Origin of the sequence: Rhodococcus jostii NBRC 16295 (genome assembly GCF_001894825.1) — a bacterium.
Taxonomy (GTDB): Bacteria; Actinomycetota; Actinomycetes; order Mycobacteriales; family Mycobacteriaceae; genus Rhodococcus_F; species Rhodococcus_F jostii.
Window position 1 is genome coordinate 1 of record NZ_BCWY01000093.1, and the last position, 16704, is coordinate 16704.

Consider the following 16704-nt stretch of genomic DNA (forward strand, 5'->3'; position numbering starts at 1 on the left):
CGAACTGAAGTAAGCACCTGCGTCACACTGTGAGTCCTTCTCGGCCCCCGGGGTCGAGAAGGACTCACAGTAGTCTGTACGCATGTCTGATGTTCCCGAGATCCGTATCGGCACCGCCGAACGTGAGCAGGCTCTGAACCTGTTGAGCGAACATTTCGCGGCGGGCCGGTTGTCGGTCGTCGAGTTCGACGAGCGCAGTCTCGCGGTCACGAATGCCACGACGCGCGGCGAGCTCGATCGAGTGTTCACCGATCTCCCGGCCACCACGGCCGCCACACCCGCCAAGGTCGATTCGGCCGGTCCCGACAACGACCAGAACTGGCGCCGCATCGTGATGTCGGTGATCCCGCTCGTCGCCCTCGTGCTGTTCTTCGTCGTCCCGGTCGACAACAGCTGGTTGTTCTTCCTGATGATTCCTGCGGCCGGCGCCATCCTGTTCGGCACCCGCGACGACCGTCACCTGGATCGCCGCCGCGACCGGGATCGGGACCGCTGACGTGGAACCTGTCGAGGTCAATGCCGGCGGCTGGTACCTGCGAGCTCTGCGCGCCGACGAACGGGTCGACGATCGCCCGGCGCTCGCGGAGGGCGGGGTCGCCGAAGCCGACTACGTCGCCCGCCGCACGGCGCAGTGGCTGAACGACGAACACTATTCGTGGGCGATCTGTCAGCCCAACACCGGCGAACTCCTCGCCGAGGTGGGGCTCACTCCGTCCGGTGACTCCGCCGTCCTCACCGGGTGGGCGCGCACCGGTCATGAGGATGCGCTCGCCGGCGGATCGGATGCGGTGCAACGGTTCGCGGAAGGCGCGCTGGGGTTCACGGTCCAGCGGTGAGTATGCGATCCGTTCCGGTGGCAGCGCTCACCGTGCTGGCCCTGGTCATGCTGCTGTCCCCAGCGTCCGCGACCCCGTCGGGCCCCGAGCACGCCGACAAGGTGGTGCATGCCCTGCTGTTCGCGGCGCTGGCCGCCGCCTCGCGCTATGCGCTGCTGACGCCGCGGATCACCGTGCTGTGGCTCGCGGCATTCGCAGTGGCGACCGAGATCCTGCAGGGAGTACTGCCCATCGGCCGGCACGGTTCGATCTGGGATCTCTGCGCCGACATGGTGGGAGTGGCGATCGGGTTGTCCGCTCAGTCCGCGATCATGCGCCCCCGCAGCAGGGTCTGAACCGACGTGTCGAGGCCGAGCCCGTCGGAGAAATACCGTTCGACGGTCCCGTAGTGCTCGCGCATGGCGGCCAGGGACACTTCGAGGTACTGCTCACGGACTCCGAGCACCGGCTCGAGCAACGCCGGGTCGCCTCCGGCGTCGACGAACCTCTCGAACACGCCCGCGAACGACGGAAGCAGTAACTCGTTGGTCAGCAGGTAGTCGTGGAAGACGTCTTCCTCGCTGACTCCAACGAGCAGCAGAAGCGCCGCGGTGGCCCATCCCGTCCGGTCCTTGCCCGTGGTGCAGTGCACGAGGGCAGGCAGGTTGCCGTCCGAGGCGAGGCCGTCGAACAGTTCCCGGTACGACGACACCGCACTCGGCATCAGGACGAAGTCGCGGTAGCTGCCTTCGAAATACTCGATCGCGCGTCCGCCCCCCAGTTCGCGTTCGGCGATCATCGGGTCGGCGATCACCTGGAGCATCTGGGCGGGAATCGACCGTATCCCCTTGTCGGCGAGCACGTCCAACGCGACGGCGCGGGCGCCGTTCGGGAGATTGTCGGGTGCCGCGTCACGCTCGTCGGCGGTGCGCAGGTCGTACACCGTCCGAATCCCGAGGTCGGCGAGCAGCGGCATGTCCGTATCCGCGACCCGGCTGAGATCGGTCGAACGGTAGTACACGCCGGTACGCACCTTCGCGCCGTCTCTGGTTCGGTAGCCACCGACGTCTCGCAGATTGGGCACGGACGTGAGCGGAATCGGCGTCATGCGTCGACGGTACCGCCCAGCACTCGGGCCAGTGCATCCACGGCGGCGTCGAGTTCCGCGGTCGTCACCGTCAGGGGCGGACGGAACCTGATCCCGCGCTTGCCGGTCGGCAGGATCAGCACCTGCTCGCGGTCCCGGAGGCCCGCGACGACCCGGTCCCGTCGCTGCGGGGTCGGGAGCGTGATCGCGCACATCAGGCCGCGCCCCCGCGGCTCGGTGACGTCGGCGTTCGTGCGGGCGAGTTCCCTCAGCCGTTCGAGGAGATGGGCCCCGGTCATGCGGGCCCGGTCGACGAGCCGGTCTTCCTCGATGACCTCGAGGATCCGGCGGGACCGCACCATGTCGGTGAGGTTGCCGCCCCAGGTGGAGTTGATACGCGAGCCGACGGCGAAGACGTTGTCGGGGACGTCGTCCACGCGGCCGCCGGCCATGATTCCGCATACCTGGGTCTTCTTGCCGAACGCGACGACATCCGGTCGCACGCCCAATTGCTGGTAGGCCCAGGCGGTGCCGGTGAGGCCGCAACCGGTCTGCACCTCGTCGAAGACGAAGAGGGCATCGTGCTCACGGCAGAGTGCCTCCATCGCCTGGAAGAATTCCGGGCGGAAGTGGTGGTCGCCACCCTCGCCCTGGATCGGCTCGGCGATGAAACAGGCCACATCCGAGGGGTTCTCGGCGAATGCACGCCGCGCCTGCGCCAATGCGTGACGCTCTGCTTCCTCGACGTCCCGCCCGTCCTCGAGGTACGGGGCGTCGATGCGGGGCCACGCGAACTTGGGGAACCGCGCCACCTTGCCGGGCTCGGTGTTGGTGAGCGACATGGTGTATCCACTGCGGCCGTGGAACGCCTCGGTCAGATGCAGCACCTTCGTCCCGAGCGCCGGATCGAGTCCTCGGCTCTCATTGAGCCTGCTCTTCCAGTCGAACGCCACCTTGAGTGCGTTCTCGACGGCGAGTGCGCCACCGTCGATGAAGAAGAGATGCGGCAGTGCGGGATCCCCCAGTACGCGGGCGAACGTCTCGACGAACCGCGCCATCGGGACCGTGTAGATGTCGGAATTGCTCGGTTTGTTGATCGCGGCCGCCGCCAGCTCCCGGCGGAAGGCGTCGTCGTCCGCGAGCTCGGGGTGATTCATCCCCAGGGCCGAGGACGCGAAGAACCCGAACATGTCCAGGTAGCTGGTGCCGTCCCTCAGGTCGACGAGATGCGTCCCGCGGGAGCGTTCCAGGTCGAGCACCAGGTCGAAACCGTCGACCAGAATGCGCTCGCGCAGCACGTCGTGCACCCGGCTCGCAGGCAGCTCGCCCCCAGTTCCGGTGAATCGAATCGCTGTGCTCATACCGAGAGATTACGTCAAAATTCCTGTCGATCGGCGACATTTCGGCAACATATCCGGCACAGGACTCACTTGTCGTAAAATGTTTGCAAGATGATGGTGCTGCGTGTGTGTACGTTGGCGGTGGCACGGATCTTCTGCAGAAGGTGTTCCAGCTCCCGCGGGGATGCGACGCGCACCAGCAGTACGTAGCTTTCCTCCCCCGCGACCGAGTGGCAGGCTTCGATGGCGGGAAGGCCCCGCAACCGGGCGGGCGCATCGTCGGGCTGCGACGGATCGAGAGGGGTGATCGCGACGAATGCGGAAAGCCCGTGCCCGAGCGCATCCGGATCGATCTTCGCGGTGTACCCGCGGATCACTTTGCGGGCCTCGAGTCTGCGCACCCTGGACTGCACCGCGGAGATCGACAGCCCGGCTTTCTCGGCCAGGGTCGCCAGAGTCGCCCGGCCGTCGGCCACCAGCTCCTGCATCAGTACCCGATCGATGTCGTCGAGAGGAGTATGGGGTGCGTCGCTACGGAAAGATTCCACCACCAGCGCAGGCTAGCCCAGCGGAGGTGCATCATGGTTGAAACCTGGGAGCTCCGCGCCCGCTTCGCCCGGGCACTGGCCGCGACGTACGGCCGGGCGGTGCCCGCGTACGACGTGCTGGTCGACGTGGCCGGTGAGGTCAACGCCGATTTCGCGGCGAGACACCCCGGCGACGCCGAACGGTTCGGCGGCCTCCCCCGGGTCACCGCGGAGCGGCGCGGTGCGATCCGGCTCGGTGGACCGGCGGAACTGCGTCAGGCGGCCATCCTGTTCGCGGGCTTCGGAATGCACCCGGTCGGTTGCTACGACCTACGCGACGCAGCAACCCCCGCTCCCGTCGTGGCGACGGCATTTCGTCCCGTCGAGCCGATCGAATTGGCCCGCAACCCGTTCGGCATGTTCGCGCCCATGCTCACCACCGCCGACCGCCGGTTCTTCGACTCCGCCGTGCAGGGCCGCGTCGAGAACCTGCTCGCCGCGCGCGCAGTGTTTCCCACCGAGCTCTTGCACCTGGCCGCACTCGCCGCCGAGGAAGGCGGACTCACGGCGCCGTCGGCGGAGCGGTTCGTCGCCCTCGCGTCCGCGGTCTTCGCACCGTCGGATACCGCAGCCGACCGGTCCTGGCACTCCCGACTCGAACGGGTGTCCCCCGTCGCCGCCGACATCGGAGGGCGCACCGGCGTTCGCGTCGTCCACCTGGCACCCCGCGTGTTCGACCTCGACGACCTGTGCCGGCGTTCGGCGGGGCGCGGTCTCACGACGGTCGACGGCGCCGCGGGCCCACCCGCCCGGCGTGGCCCGGACGTTCTCGTGCGGCAGGTGTCGTTTCGCGCGGTCGCCGACCCCGACCGGATCGTGGTGGCAGAGTCACGCGGGATTGCGCTGACACCCGAAGGACGCGAACTGTACGACCGCCTGGCAGACGCCGATGCCACCGACTGGGAGCGCGAGTTCCCGCGCACGGACGACGAACTCGAGGCCCGCGGGCTCGCGTACTTCAGGCACCGGGTGATCGGCGGTGAGCGAGCGCTGGAGCCGATCGTCTACGAGGACTACCTTCCGGTGTCGAGCGCCGCCGCCCCCGACCTACCGTGGCTCGCCGAGACACTCCGCCGGCCCGTGCACGACCCGTTCGCGCTCTACCGCCGGCAGCAGGACGACACCCGAGAGAGGACAGCACCGTGAACCTTCCCACCCCCGAGGAGTTGTGCCGACGCGCCGAGGACGCACTGATCCGGTGCGGCGCCGAGATCACCGACGCCGATGGACCACTCGTCGCGCGCACACCGATCACCGGGACCGAATTGCGCACGGTGTCCGCCAGCGGCGCCGACGACGTGGACCGTGCGATCACCGAAGCGCACGAGGCGTTCCTGGAGTGGCGGTCCGTGCCCGCCCCGCAGCGAGGCGCCGTGGTGCGCCGCCTGGGTCAGCTTCTGACAGAACACAAGACGGATCTGGCGGAACTCGTCACCCTCGAGGCGGGCAAGATTCCGTCCGAGGCGCAGGGCGAGGTGCAGGAGATGATCGACATCTGCGAATTCGCGGTCGGGTTGTCCCGCCAGTTGTACGGCAGGACGATGGCGTCGGAACGTCCCGGACACCGCCTGATGGAGACGTGGCACCCACTCGGTGTGGTCGGGGTGATCTCGGCGTTCAATTTCCCCGTGGCCGTGTGGTCGTGGAACACCGCCGTCGCCCTGGTCTGCGGCGACACGGTGGTGTGGAAGCCGTCGGACCAGACTCCGCTCACGGCGATCGCCTGTGATGCCCTGCTGGCGCGCGCAGCCCGGGATGTCGGCGCACCCGCAGGAATCCATGCCCTGATCCAGGGTGCGGGGGACGTCGGCGAGCGGCTCGTCGACGACGCACGCGTCGCGTTGGTCAGCGCCACCGGGTCGGTGCGGATGGGTCGCGCCGTGGGGCCGCGCGTCGCCGCACGTTTCGGCAAATGCCTGCTCGAACTGGGCGGCAACAACGCAGCCGTCGTGGCCCCGTCCGCCGACCTCGATCTGGCGGTGCGGGGAATCGTGTTCTCCGCCGCGGGCACCGCGGGACAACGCTGCACGTCCCTGCGACGGTTGATCGTGCACTCGTCCGTCGCGGACGAACTGGTGCACCGCATCTCCTCGGCGTACGGCCAGCTGAAGGTCGGGAACCCGTTCGACGACGGCGTCCTCGTCGGTCCGCTCGTGAACCGATCCGCGTTCGACGCCATGCAGACCGCGTTGGACAAGGCCCGCGCCGACGGGGGGACCGTCGTCTGCGGTGGTGACCGGAGCGGCGGCAGCGACTCCGCCTACTACGTCTCGCCCGCCCTCGTCCGTATGCCCGCGCAGACGTCGGTGGTCCGGGAGGAGACCTTCGCCCCGATCCTCTACGTGCTCACCTACGACGAGTTCGACCAGGCGATCACGTTGCACAACGAAGTGCCCCAAGGGCTTTCGTCGTCGATTTTCACCACCGATCAGCGTGAGGCCGAGAGGTTCCTCGCCGCAGACGGTTCCGACTGCGGCATCGCGAACGTCAACATCGGCACGTCCGGGGCGGAGATCGGTGGGGCCTTCGGCGGGGAGAAGGAAACCGGCGGCGGACGGGAGTCCGGATCCGACGCGTGGAAGGCCTACATGCGCCGCGCGACCAACACCGTCAACTACTCCGACCAACTCCCGCTCGCGCAGGGGGTGGAGTTCACCTGATCGATGGAGTAGACCGGCTACTCTCGGGGCGTGAGCAACTGGACCGAGATGGCGCGTGAGATTTCCGAGAACGTGTTGTTCCCGGTGGCCGACAGCGTCGACGCCGACGGCGAGATTCCCGACAGTCACTTCGAGACGCTCGCCGCCGACGGCTTCTACGGCCTCGCGGCACCCGGCGAGGACGGTGTGACGCCGTCGGTGCTGGTCGATGTGATGGAAACGTTGTGCGGCGGCTGCCTCGCGACGGCGTTCACGTGGATGCAGCATCACGGCGTCGTCGCCGGTCTCGCCGGTTCACCGAACACCGCGCTGCAGGATCGCTACCTCGACGGGCTCATCGACGGCACGGTGCGGGCCGGCGTCGCCCTCGCCGGAGCGATTCCCGTCCCGCCGACACTGTGGGCACGCAGCGTCGACGACGGGTACGTGCTCGACGGGGTGTCGCCGTTCGTGACCGGCTGGGGCATCGTCGATCTGCTCCAGGTGTCGGCGCGCGACGAATTCGACGACTCCATCGTGCACGTCATCATTCCGGCGCAACCGCTCCGAGGCCTCACCGCCGAGGAACTGCCGCTGATCGCCGCCCGTGGGTCCAACACCGTGCGGTTGACTTTCGACGGGCTCGCGATCCCACGGGATCTGGTAAGCGCCGTCGTCTCCCCCGACGATTTCGCGAAGAGCCAGATCTTCGGGTCGTGGATCAACGGATGCATGGCGATGGGCGTCACCCGCCGGGCGATCAGCGAACTGGAAGCGCTCGGGGTCGACGCGGACCCGTTCGAGGAGCAGGCCGCCAGAGCACGTCTCGACCTGAACGCCGCACTCGAGGGCCGGACAGAGATCGCTGACGCGCGGGCTCGCGCATCGGAACTCGCCATCCGTACCGCCACCGCCCTCGTCACGGCGAAGGGCAGTTCGGCTCTGCTGGCCGGGAACACCGCGGAACGTCTGATGCGTGAAGCCACGTTCACGCTCGTCGCCGCGGGACGTCCCGCGATCAAGTCCGCTCTGCTGGAGCGATTGAGCCGCGACTAGCCTCGATCTTTCTAGCGGGTGCGGACCCTGAGGTCACCGAAGAGCGAGTACGACACGACGCGGATCGTCGGGGCTCCGGGCCCGGGATCCTGTGCACCGGCGTCGAGTTCGCGGTCGCCGAAGAGGTCGAATCCGCCCACCTCGACATGCACGCCTTCCGGAACGGTGATCGTGCTGTCCCCGAACACGGTGACGAGAGTGATCGTCGATGTGCGGGCGACGATCACCGCCGACCGGAGGTCGAGCTTCACGTCGCCGAAAAGAAGTAGGGCCAGTGTCTTCACGGCGAGCGACCAGCGGCCGGAACGCTGGGTGTCGCCGAAGATTCCGATGATGGTGGACTGAGGTCGCGACACCGGGGGCGGCGGTGTGTCGACGGGCACGAGTTCCCGGAGGCGCTCGAGGTCGGCGTCGAGTGACCACACGATGGCGGCCTGCTCCGAGTATTCCTCCAGCGTCAGGTGTCCATCGCCCACCGCCTTCTCGAGGCGGACCTGTGCGGTCTCCCGGAGTCGGTCGAGTTCGTGGCTGTCCCCTGCAGCAGTCATGACTCCACCGTAGCTGTCGGTGCCCTCGTCTAGGGTCTGACGGCCCGACCCGTGATGCACCGCCCCTTCGACCGAAGCGAGTCAACGTGTTCAGGATGATCGGCGCAGTTGCTCTGGCGCTACTCGCTGCGGCCGCCTACGTGATGGTCTCCGGACACGAGCCGGCCACCGTCGAGTTGCCGTCGCCGTCGTTCGTTCCCGCGGCAGTACCTGCGGCGGCGTCGCATCTCGCGACGGTGTGACGGGCAGCCCACGGCTAGGGCACCCCGCCGTCGGCTCGAGCTCGTGATCGGGCTTTCCGCCGGGCACGACCGATCAGGTCACCGGGGTGGTGTCGGTGATTGATGCGCGGTTTTCTGTCCGGATCGATGTGCGGCGGTGGAATCCATTCGGTGCGTCCCGCGTACGGGCCACCTACCGGTGCGCTGGTGGTCGCCCAGCCCGCGGGTCCGTCGTGGATTTGGGCGTGGCAGGCATCGCACGCCAGTGTCAGTGAGTCGATGTCGGTGTGTCCGCCCTTACGCCACTCTCGCACATGGTGCACCGCGCACTGGCTGGCCGGGGCCGCGCAGCCCGCTCGTGTGCATCCGCCTTCGGCAGCGATGAGTGCGAGACGTTGATCCGCGCTGGCCACTCGTCGGCGCCGTCCCAGGTGCAGGGGCCGGCCGTCATGGTCGAACAGGACGAGCACGGGGTGGGCGTGTTCGGCAAGTTTCACTGCGTCGTCGATGGGGAGGAGACCGCCGGTGGCGGTGGTGGCCACACCTCCGGCCGCTTTCTCGAGCTGGTCGAGGGTCATGGTGATGATCGCCGTGACGGGCAGGCCGCGATGCCGACCGGGGATGCCGGATTCGAGCATGACCCGGAACAACGCACCGAGAGCGTCGTGGTTCCGCTGCGCAGCTGTGCGCGTGTCCCTCGCCGCCGCCGCGACCAACGCCTCGCGGTCGATCGACGGATTTTCGGCGTCGCCGCTCGGTGATTCCGGGTCGTCCGGGTTGTTCATGCCGGGGCGAGCCCATGTCGCGAGGATCGGATCGAGAAGAGCGCGCGCGGTGGGGTCGAGTTCACCGGAGATCTTCGTCATCAGTTCGGCGTCTTGACGACCGAGGGAGATGCCGCGTCGGCGCGCACGGTCGCGGTCGTCCGTGAGATTGCCGTCCGGGTTGAGGTAGGCGAGGAGCCGATGACCGGCACTGTCCACGTCTTCCGGGGTACCGCCACGGGCACATTCGGCCAGAATGGATTCGGCTGTGGCGGCGTCCGAGTTCGACACGGCGTGCGGGATCTTGCGCATGATCCTCGCGACTGCGCGTACGTGGTCGGGGCCGATGGCTCCGTCGCGTTGCGCGGCCGCGGTGTCCGGCAGAGCGGCGGGCAGGTCTTCGCCCGACAGCGTGTGCCAAGCTCCGAGGTTGCGGGCGGCCGAGACCCGCGCCGACGCGTCGGCCGCCGAGACGCGAAGCACGTCGATCAGGAGCTTGTTCGGTGAGTTGTAGCCGAGTTTCGCGGGGAGCGAGCGTTCCACGCTCTCGACGATCAGCCGTTGCGACACCGCACCGACACGGCGGAGGGTCTTCTCGAGCTGCTGCATGGTCAGCACCACATCGGAATCCGGGACACCGCTGAGGTCTGCATCGAGCAGGCCCGTTCCGGCAGCGGCCAACGCAGTCAGATGTTCCGCCACCTGATCCAACGCCAACCCCCCGGTCGAACTCATGTGCGAGTCATACTGCGCCCCACCGACAAGTTCACCGGCCACGAACTGATTCGTAGTGGCTCGAGACGAGGGTCGCCTGCGAGGATCACAGGTGCCCGAGAGAGGAGACGGACGATGACAGTGCCCGATCCACAGGTCACCACCCGCGAGCAATGGCTCGTCGCGCGGCGCGAACTACTCGCACAGGAGAAGGACCTGACTCGCCACCGCGACCGGGTCAACGCCGCCCGGCGCGCGCTGCCGATGGTCGAGATCACCGAGAAGTACGTGTTCGACGGCCCCCGCGGCAGGACCGGACTCGGAGATCTGTTCGACGGTCGCAGCCAACTCCTGATCTACCACTTCATGTTCGAACCGGACGCCGACGAAGGATGTCCCTCCTGCTCGTTCACGATGGACAACGTCGGTGACCTCCACCACCTCTACGCGAGAGACACCGCGTTCGCGGTCGTCTCGCGCGCACCGCTGCACAAGCTCGAGCACTACCGGCAACGCATGGGCTGGACCTTCCCCTGGTACTCCTCGCAGGGCAGCGACTTCAACTACGACTTCCACGTCACCCTCGACGCGACGGTCGCACCGATCGATTACAACTACAAGGACCAGGCCGAACTCGAACGTATGGACCCCGCCTGGGAAGGCTGGTCCGGCGAAGAGCACGGTGTCAGCGCATTCCTCCGCCAGGGTGAGCGCATCTTCCACACCTACTCCGGCTACGCCCGCGCCACCGAACCACTCCTGGGCACCTACCACTGGCTCGACCTCACCGCCCGCGGACGCCAGGAGGACTGGGAACCAGAACCCCGCCGCGGCGACGACCCCTTCATGAGTTGGCTGCGCCGCCACGACGAGTACGAACCGACCTGATCGCGGGGAGCGACGATTCTCCCTGCGTGTCGTACCCCCGGTGCACTATGGAACGGTGACCGACGTCCTGGGCAGGTTCTCTGCTGCCACCCGCGAGTGGTTCGACGGTGCGTTTCCTGCGCCGACGGCCGCGCAGCTCGGTGCCTGGGAGTCGATCGCGAGCAAAGCGAACACACTGGTCGTCGCCCCGACAGGGTCGGGCAAGACGCTGTCCGCCTTCCTGTGGTCCCTCGATCAACTGGCCGCCACCGACGGGAAGGACCGCAAGACCAAGGTCCTCTACATCTCCCCGCTCAAAGCGCTGGGCGTGGACGTCGAACGCAACCTGCGCGCTCCGCTCGTCGGGATCACGCAGACGGCCAAGCGGCTCGGACTCACGCCGCCGGAGATCTCGGTGGGCGTCCGCTCCGGCGACACACCGGCGGGCGACCGGCGCGCGCTGATCAAGAACCCGCCCGACATCCTCATCACCACGCCCGAGTCGCTGTTCCTGATGCTCACGTCCGCGGCGCGCGAGACGCTGACCCGGGTCGACACCGTCATCGTCGACGAAGTGCACGCCGTGGCCGGCACGAAACGTGGGGCCCACCTCGCCCTGTCCCTCGAGCGCCTCGACCAGCTCCTCGACACCCCGGCGCAGCGCATCGGGCTGTCCGCGACGGTGCGGCCACACGAGGAGGTGGGCCGGTTCCTGTCCGGTTCGGCGCCCATCCGGATCGTGGCGCCGCCGTCGCCGAAGACGTTCGACCTCACCGTGCAGGTGCCGGTCGAGGACATGACGGAACTCGGGCTCGCGGAACCGGCCGAGGGTTCGGCGTCGGCGACCCCCCAGGCCGGGTCGATCTGGCCGCACGTCGAAGAACAGATCGTCGACCTCGTGCTGGCTCACCGCTCATCGATTGTGTTCGCCAATTCGCGCCGGCTCGCCGAGCGGCTCACCGCGCGGCTCAACGAGATCTACGCCGCACGCGCCGGGACCGGCGTGGACAAGAACCCGAAACCGGCGTCGCAGATCGGCTCGCCGTCCGAGGTCAATTTCGGCGCGGATCCGCTGCTCGCCCGCGCCCACCACGGTTCGGTCAGCAAGGATCAAAGAGCCCTGATCGAAGACGACCTGAAGTCGGGACGGCTGAGGTGCGTGGTCGCGACGAGCAGCCTCGAACTCGGAATCGACATGGGCGCAGTCGATCTCGTGATCCAGGTGGAGGCGCCACCGTCGGTGGCGAACGGCCTGCAGCGAGTCGGCCGCGCCGGACACCAGGTCGGGGAGATCTCCCGCGGCGTCGTGTTCCCCAAGCACCGCACCGATCTCGTGCACTGCGCCGTCACCGTCGAGCGGATGGTCACCGGCAAGATCGAGGCACTCGCCGTCCCCGCCAACCCCCTCGACATCCTCGCCCAGCACACGGTGGCGGCCACCGCACTCGAACCGCTCGACGTCGACGACTGGTTCGAGACGGTCCGGCGCAGCGGTTCGTTCGCGACGTTGCCGCGCTCGGCGTACGAGTCCACCCTCGACCTCCTCGCGGGCCTCTACCCGTCCGACGAGTTCGCCGAACTCAGGCCCCGGCTCGTCTGGGACCGCGAGGCCAACACCCTTACGGGCCGTCCGGGCGCGCAGCGACTCGCGGTCACGTCGGGTGGCGCCATCCCCGACCGCGGTCTGTTCACGGTGTACATGGTCGGCGAGAAAGCGTCCCGTGTAGGCGAACTCGACGAGGAGATGGTGTACGAGTCGCGGGTCGGCGACGTCTTCGCGCTCGGGGCAACCAGCTGGCGGATCGAGGAGATCACGTTCGACCGGGTGCTGGTCAGTCCCGCCTACGGGCAACCCGGGCGACTGCCGTTCTGGCACGGTGACGGTCTGGGGCGTCCGGCGGAGCTGGGTGAGGCACTCGGACAGTTCCTGCGGGAGATCTCACTCGGGCACGAGACGGAGGTGCAGGAACGTTGCCGCACCGGCGGACTCGACGACAACGCCACCAACAATCTCGTTCAGCTCGTCGCCGAGCAGAAGACGGCGACCGGACAGGTCCCCACCGACCGCACCCTGGTGGTCGAACGGTTCCGTGACGAACTCGGCGACTGGCGCCTGATCCTGCACTCGCCGTACGGTCAGCGCGTCCACGCGCCGTGGGCGTTGGCGGTGAGCGCGCGGCTGAGCGAACGATACGGTCTCGACTCGAACGCGACAGCCTCCGACGACGGCATCATCGTCCGCCTCCCCGACACCGAGGACACCCCGCCCGGTGCCGACCTGTTCGCGTTCGACACCGACGAGATCGAGGACATCGTCACCGAACAGGTCGGTGGTTCCGCGCTGTTCGCATCGCGGTTCCGCGAGTGTGCGGCCCGGGCGCTGCTGCTGCCGCGGCGCACGCCGGGCAAACGCGCCCCGCTCTGGCAGCAGCGGCAGCGGTCCGCGCAGCTGCTCGACGTGGCCCGCAGGTATCCGACGTTCCCGATCCTCCTCGAGACCGTCCGCGAGTGCCTGCAGGACGTGTACGACCTTCCCGCGCTGAAAGACCTGTTCCGCCGGCTCGCTCGTCGCCAGATTCGCATCGTCGAGGTCGAGACGCAGTCGCCGTCGCCGTTCGCGGGTGCTCTGCTGTTCAACTACGTCGGCGAGTTCATGTACGAGGGCGACAGTCCCCTCGCCGAACGCCGGGCAGCCGCGCTGTCCCTGGACTCGACGCTGCTCGCGGAGCTGCTCGGGCGAGTGGAACTGCGCGAACTGCTCGACGCCGACGTCATCGCCCACGCCGAACTCGAACTGCAGCGCCTGCTCCCCGACCGCAAGGCGAAGGACCTCGAGGGCGTAGCCGACCTGCTGCGCCTCCTCGGGCCACTCACCTCCGACGAGGTCACCGTACGGTCGACGACCGATCCCACCCCCTGGCTCGACGAGCTCGTCCGTGCGAAGCGAGCGCTCTCCGTCTCGTTCGCCGGCCGCGACTGGTGGACGGCCATCGAGGATGCCGCGCGTCTGCGGGACGGACTCGGGGTGCCGCTGCCGATCGGGGTTCCCGCCGCCTTCATCGAACCCGTCGACGATCCGCTGGCCGACCTGATCAGCCGGTACGCCCGCACCCATGGTCCGTTCACTGTCACCGATGCGGCCGCCCGTTTCGGTCTCGGTTCCGCGGTGGCCCGCGACGTGTTGCAGCGACTCGCGCAGGGCAAGCGGGTGGTCGAGGGCGAGTTCCGGCCCGGCGCCACGGGAAGTGAATGGTGCGACGCCGAGGTTCTCCGCCGGCTCCGCAGGCGTTCGCTGGCCGCCGCGCGACAGGAGGTCGAACCGGTCAGCACCGCGACGCTCGGCCGGTTCCTCCCGAGCTGGCAGCACGTCGGGGGCACGCTGCGCGGCATCGACGGAGTGGCGACCGTCGTGGAACAGCTTGCGGGCGTCCCGGTTCCCGCCTCGGCACTCGAGTCGCTGATCCTGCCGTCCCGAGTGGCCGACTACTCCCCCGCCATGCTCGACGAACTCACCTCCACCGGTGAGGTGTTGTGGTCGGGCGCAGGCAGCATCTCCGGGAAGGACGGATGGGTGTGTCTCCACCCCGCCGACACCGCACCGCTCACCCTGACCGCGCCGGCGGAGTCGGAACTGTCGGATGTGCAGAGCCGGACCCTCGACACGCTGTCGGGCGGCGGCGCGTACTTCTTCCGGCAACTCGCCGACACCCTCGAGATGTCCGACGACACCGCGCTGGCCACCGCATTGTGGGATCTGGTGTGGCTCGGACACATCGGCAACGACACGCTCGCCCCGGTCCGCGCTCTGCTGTCGGACACGTCCAGGACCACCACGAGCCACCGCTCGCCGCGACGACCACCGCGCGCCCGCGCCTACCGCAGCCTGGCGGTTCCGAAGCGCACCGCGCCGCCCACGGTCGGGGGACGATGGTCGATCCTGCCCGCCGCCGAGCCCGATGCCACGCTGCGTGCCAGCGCCACCGCCGAACTCCTGCTGGAGCGATACGGGGTGGTGACGCGCGGGTCGGTGATGACCGAGAACGTTCCCGGCGGGTTCGCTCTGATGTACAAGGTGCTGGGCACATTCGAGGACAACGGCCGCTGCCGGCGGGGGCATTTCGTCGAGACGCTCGGCGGTGCGCAGTTCTCCACTCCACCGGTGGTGGACCGACTCCGGAGTTTCGGCGACTCGCTCGAGGGCCGGCACACCACGCTGCCCGCCGTGACGCTCGCCGCCAGCGATCCCGCCAACCCGTACGGCGCGGCCCTCCCCTGGCCGAAACGCGGCGACGACGCGCCCGCGCACCGGCCGGGACGCAAGGCCGGCGGCCTGGTGGTGCTCGTCGAAGGCGAACTGATCCTGTTCGTCGAACGTGGCGGGCGAACGGTCCTCACGTTCACCGACGACCCCGGTGTTCTCCGCACCGCGGCCGTCGCCCTCGCCGGAGTCGTCAAACGCGGCGGGATCGACAAGATCGTGGTCGAGAAGGTCGACGGTGACACCATCCACGGCAGCGACTTCGCGCCGATCCTGACCGAGGCCGGGTTCTCGCCCACCCCGCGCGGATTCCGGTTGCGAGCCTGAGATGCCCGAAGGCGACACCGTCTGGCGCACCGCCAACTCGCTGCGCGACGCCCTCCAGGGCAAGGTGCTGACCAGGTGCGACGTGCGGGTGCCACGCTACGCCACCGTCGACCTGTCCGGCCAGGTCGTCGACGAGGTGGTCAGCCGGGGAAAGCACCTCCTGATCCGGGTCGGCGACTACTCCATCCACACCCATCTGAAGATGGAGGGCGCGTGGCACATCTACGCGCCGGACTCGAAGTGGCGGCGGCCGACGTATCAGGCCCGCATCGTGCTGGCCACCGATGACCGGGTGGCGGTCGGATTCTCGCTGGGCATCACCGAAATCCTGGGGCGTGACGACGAGGAGTGCGCGGTCGGTCACCTCGGCCCCGACCTGCTGGGGCCGGACTGGGACGCCGACGCGGCGATCCGCAATCTGCGGGCGGCCGGCGAGCAGCCCATCGGCCTGGCCCTCGTCGACCAGCGCAACCTCGCCGGTCTCGGCAACGTGTACCGAAACGAGGTCTGCTTCCTCCGCGGCGTCCACCCCTGCACTCCGTCGAGTGAGGTCGCCGACCTGCCTGCGCTGGTGACGCTCGCGCACCGCATGATTCACGCCGACAAGAACAACTCCATCCGCCACCGACCGTGGGTGTACGGGCGCGCCGGAAAGCGTTGCCGCCGTTGCGGGACCGTGATCGAGGGTCACGACCTCGGTCAGCAGCAGATCTTCTTCTGCACCTACTGCCAACCACCCAGCGGGCGTTAGCGCAGTACCGTGGTCGGCGGCCCGAGCGGCGGCGGCCTGCGCGTGCGTCGGCGGCCGAGGAGCCAGGCGGCACCGTCCGGCACCCACAGCACCGCGGCAGTGGCGATGGTCAGCAGATACGTGGGTGCGATAACCGGCAGGAGAATGCACCCGAGCAACGCGACGGGAAAGTCCCTGCGCCACAGCAGGGACAGCGCGACCGGCAGCACGAGGAGGAGGGCGGCGAGGCCGAAGTGCGAGGTCGCCACCGCCCACGGCACTCCCACCACCCAGCACACCATGCCCAGCACCTGATGCGCGATCAGCAGGAACCGGGCGACCTCGGTGAAGCTCCAGAACCGTCCGACCTCGACGCCGACCCAGAAGATGCGACTGCGGAACGGCCCGACCCCCTCGTCGAGCAGGGCCAGCCGGAACAGTTCGTCCGCGCGGCGTCGCAGCGCGTTTCCCTCCTGCCCCTGTGCGCTTGCACGTTTGCAGAGGTCGTCGTGCATGATCGCGGGCAGCAACTGACGGCCGTACGGGGTGAGCAGTCCCTGCAGCGGAGCGGGGATCGACGCGAGATCCGTGCGCAGCAGGCACGGCATCGGCGCGCAACCGGGCACCGCCACCACAGTCTCGCCGTGGACGTAGACGAACTCGCCGACGAGTTGAAAGAACTTGCGGTCGAGCACCCGCAGCTCGGGTTGCGGGCGAGTCGGATCGTCCGCGGATACCTGGAACGGCATGC

General features: G+C 68.6%; 16 protein-coding genes. 10 read left to right on the forward strand and 6 right to left on the reverse strand.

The annotated features are described in order from the left end of the window. The first annotated feature begins 82 nt into the window (after window positions 1-82). Genes RJ1_RS36930 through RJ1_RS36940 form a run of 3 tightly spaced genes read left to right on the forward strand, consistent with a single transcriptional unit; the run spans window position 83 to window position 1171 of the window. Window positions 83-496, forward strand: coding sequence for a DUF1707 SHOCT-like domain-containing protein (locus RJ1_RS36930; RefSeq protein WP_073368057.1), 414 nt, complete (start codon window positions 83-85; stop codon window positions 494-496). Between the two features lies 1 nt (window position 497). After that, window positions 498-836 (forward strand): hypothetical protein, encoded by a 339-nt coding sequence (locus RJ1_RS36935; protein WP_073368060.1) that lies wholly within the window; start codon window positions 498-500, stop codon window positions 834-836. Between the two features lie 2 nt (window positions 837-838). Beyond that, window positions 839-1171 carry a VanZ family protein gene (locus tag RJ1_RS36940; protein WP_073368063.1) on the forward strand — a complete coding sequence of 111 codons (333 nt, stop codon included), beginning with the start codon at window positions 839-841 and terminating at the stop codon, window positions 1169-1171. Here RJ1_RS36940 and RJ1_RS36945 read toward each other — a convergent pair. From RJ1_RS36945 to RJ1_RS36955, 3 genes are all read right to left on the reverse strand, one after another. After that, window positions 1135-1923 (reverse strand): tyrosine-protein phosphatase, encoded by a 789-nt coding sequence (locus RJ1_RS36945; protein ID WP_073368066.1) that lies wholly within the window; start codon window positions 1921-1923, stop codon window positions 1135-1137. The genes RJ1_RS36940 and RJ1_RS36945 overlap by 37 nt on opposite strands. Beyond that, window positions 1920-3263, reverse strand: a complete 1344-nt coding sequence (gene lat / locus RJ1_RS36950) for an L-lysine 6-transaminase (RefSeq protein ID WP_073368068.1) — start codon at window positions 3261-3263, stop codon at window positions 1920-1922. The genes RJ1_RS36945 and lat overlap by 4 nt, the downstream gene beginning before the upstream one ends. A gap of 65 nt (window positions 3264-3328) precedes the next feature. Next, entirely contained in the window at window positions 3329-3793 is a 465-nt protein-coding gene (locus RJ1_RS36955; RefSeq protein WP_073368071.1) for an Lrp/AsnC family transcriptional regulator, read from the reverse strand. 30 nt (window positions 3794-3823) lie between these two features. Here RJ1_RS36955 and RJ1_RS36960 point away from each other — a divergent pair, with 30 nt between their 5' ends. From RJ1_RS36960 to RJ1_RS36970, 3 genes are read left to right on the forward strand one after another with little or no spacing between them, the layout of a single operon-like run. Further along, window positions 3824-4975: a 2-oxoadipate dioxygenase/decarboxylase family protein gene (locus tag RJ1_RS36960; protein ID WP_073368073.1), complete on the forward strand. Its 1152-nt coding sequence runs from the start codon at window positions 3824-3826 to the stop codon at window positions 4973-4975. Further along, the gene (gene amaB, locus RJ1_RS36965) at window positions 4972-6489 is read left to right on the forward strand and encodes an L-piperidine-6-carboxylate dehydrogenase (RefSeq protein WP_073368076.1); all 1518 of its coding nucleotides are present in this window, start codon (window positions 4972-4974) and stop codon (window positions 6487-6489) included. Before RJ1_RS36960 ends, amaB begins: the two co-directional genes overlap by 4 nt. A 30-nt stretch (window positions 6490-6519) precedes the next feature. Continuing rightward, window positions 6520-7524, forward strand: coding sequence for an acyl-CoA dehydrogenase family protein (locus RJ1_RS36970; RefSeq protein ID WP_073368078.1), 1005 nt, complete (start codon window positions 6520-6522; stop codon window positions 7522-7524). An 11-nt stretch (window positions 7525-7535) separates the two neighbouring features. On the opposite strand, the gene RJ1_RS36975 is transcribed toward RJ1_RS36970, so the two are convergent. Beyond that, window positions 7536-8072, reverse strand: coding sequence for a LiaF domain-containing protein (locus tag RJ1_RS36975; RefSeq protein ID WP_073368116.1), 537 nt, complete (start codon window positions 8070-8072; stop codon window positions 7536-7538). Between the two features lie 95 nt (window positions 8073-8167). Here RJ1_RS36975 and RJ1_RS47005 point away from each other — a divergent pair, with 95 nt between their 5' ends. Then, complete coding sequence (locus RJ1_RS47005; RefSeq protein ID WP_162850379.1) at window positions 8168-8314, forward strand: hypothetical protein; 147 nt, start codon at window positions 8168-8170, stop codon at window positions 8312-8314. A 14-nt stretch (window positions 8315-8328) separates the two neighbouring features. On the opposite strand, the gene RJ1_RS36980 is transcribed toward RJ1_RS47005, so the two are convergent. Next, window positions 8329-9792 (reverse strand): HNH endonuclease signature motif containing protein, encoded by a 1464-nt coding sequence (locus RJ1_RS36980; RefSeq protein ID WP_083400768.1) that lies wholly within the window; start codon window positions 9790-9792, stop codon window positions 8329-8331. Window positions 9793-9906: 114 nt separating this feature from the next. On the opposite strand from RJ1_RS36980, the gene RJ1_RS36985 reads away from it, so the two are divergent. The 3 genes from RJ1_RS36985 to RJ1_RS36995 are packed head-to-tail and all read left to right on the forward strand — an operon-like array spanning window position 9907 to window position 15974. Then, a complete protein-coding gene (locus RJ1_RS36985) occupies window positions 9907-10659 on the forward strand; it encodes a DUF899 domain-containing protein (RefSeq protein ID WP_073368080.1) in 753 nt (250 codons plus the stop codon). A 55-nt stretch (window positions 10660-10714) separates the two neighbouring features. After that, complete coding sequence (locus RJ1_RS36990; RefSeq protein ID WP_073368082.1) at window positions 10715-15223, forward strand: ATP-dependent helicase; 4509 nt, start codon at window positions 10715-10717, stop codon at window positions 15221-15223. Between the two features lies 1 nt (window position 15224). Further along, entirely contained in the window at window positions 15225-15974 is a 750-nt protein-coding gene (locus tag RJ1_RS36995; protein ID WP_073368085.1) for a DNA-formamidopyrimidine glycosylase family protein, read from the forward strand. Here the strand turns inward: RJ1_RS36995 and RJ1_RS37000 are convergent. Beyond that, complete coding sequence (locus RJ1_RS37000) at window positions 15971-16702, reverse strand: DUF1353 domain-containing protein (protein WP_073368121.1); 732 nt, start codon at window positions 16700-16702, stop codon at window positions 15971-15973. The two genes, RJ1_RS36995 and RJ1_RS37000, sit on opposite strands and share 4 nt — an antisense overlap. Window positions 16703-16704 lie beyond the last annotated feature (2 nt).

Excerpts from the sequence above, each read along its gene's own strand:
- RJ1_RS36930 (WP_073368057.1), top strand. The coding sequence starts at position 83 with ATGTCTGATGTTCCCGAGATCCGTATCGGCACCGCCGAACGTGAGCAG.
- RJ1_RS36940 (WP_073368063.1), top strand. The coding sequence starts at position 839 with ATGCGATCCGTTCCGGTGGCAGCGCTCACCGTGCTGGCCCTGGTCATG.
- RJ1_RS36945 (WP_073368066.1), bottom strand. The coding sequence starts at position 1,923 with ATGACGCCGATTCCGCTCACGTCCGTGCCCAATCTGCGAGACGTCGGT.
- lat (WP_073368068.1), bottom strand. The coding sequence starts at position 3,263 with ATGAGCACAGCGATTCGATTCACCGGAACTGGGGGCGAGCTGCCTGCG.
- RJ1_RS36960 (WP_073368073.1), top strand. The coding sequence starts at position 3,824 with ATGGTTGAAACCTGGGAGCTCCGCGCCCGCTTCGCCCGGGCACTGGCC.
- RJ1_RS36975 (WP_073368116.1), bottom strand. The coding sequence starts at position 8,072 with ATGACTGCTGCAGGGGACAGCCACGAACTCGACCGACTCCGGGAGACC.
- RJ1_RS47005 (WP_162850379.1), top strand. The coding sequence starts at position 8,168 with ATGATCGGCGCAGTTGCTCTGGCGCTACTCGCTGCGGCCGCCTACGTG.
- RJ1_RS36980 (WP_083400768.1), bottom strand. The coding sequence starts at position 9,792 with ATGAGTTCGACCGGGGGGTTGGCGTTGGATCAGGTGGCGGAACATCTG.
- RJ1_RS36985 (WP_073368080.1), top strand. The coding sequence starts at position 9,907 with ATGACAGTGCCCGATCCACAGGTCACCACCCGCGAGCAATGGCTCGTC.
- RJ1_RS36995 (WP_073368085.1), top strand. The coding sequence starts at position 15,225 with ATGCCCGAAGGCGACACCGTCTGGCGCACCGCCAACTCGCTGCGCGAC.
- RJ1_RS37000 (WP_073368121.1), bottom strand. The coding sequence starts at position 16,702 with ATGCCGTTCCAGGTATCCGCGGACGATCCGACTCGCCCGCAACCCGAG.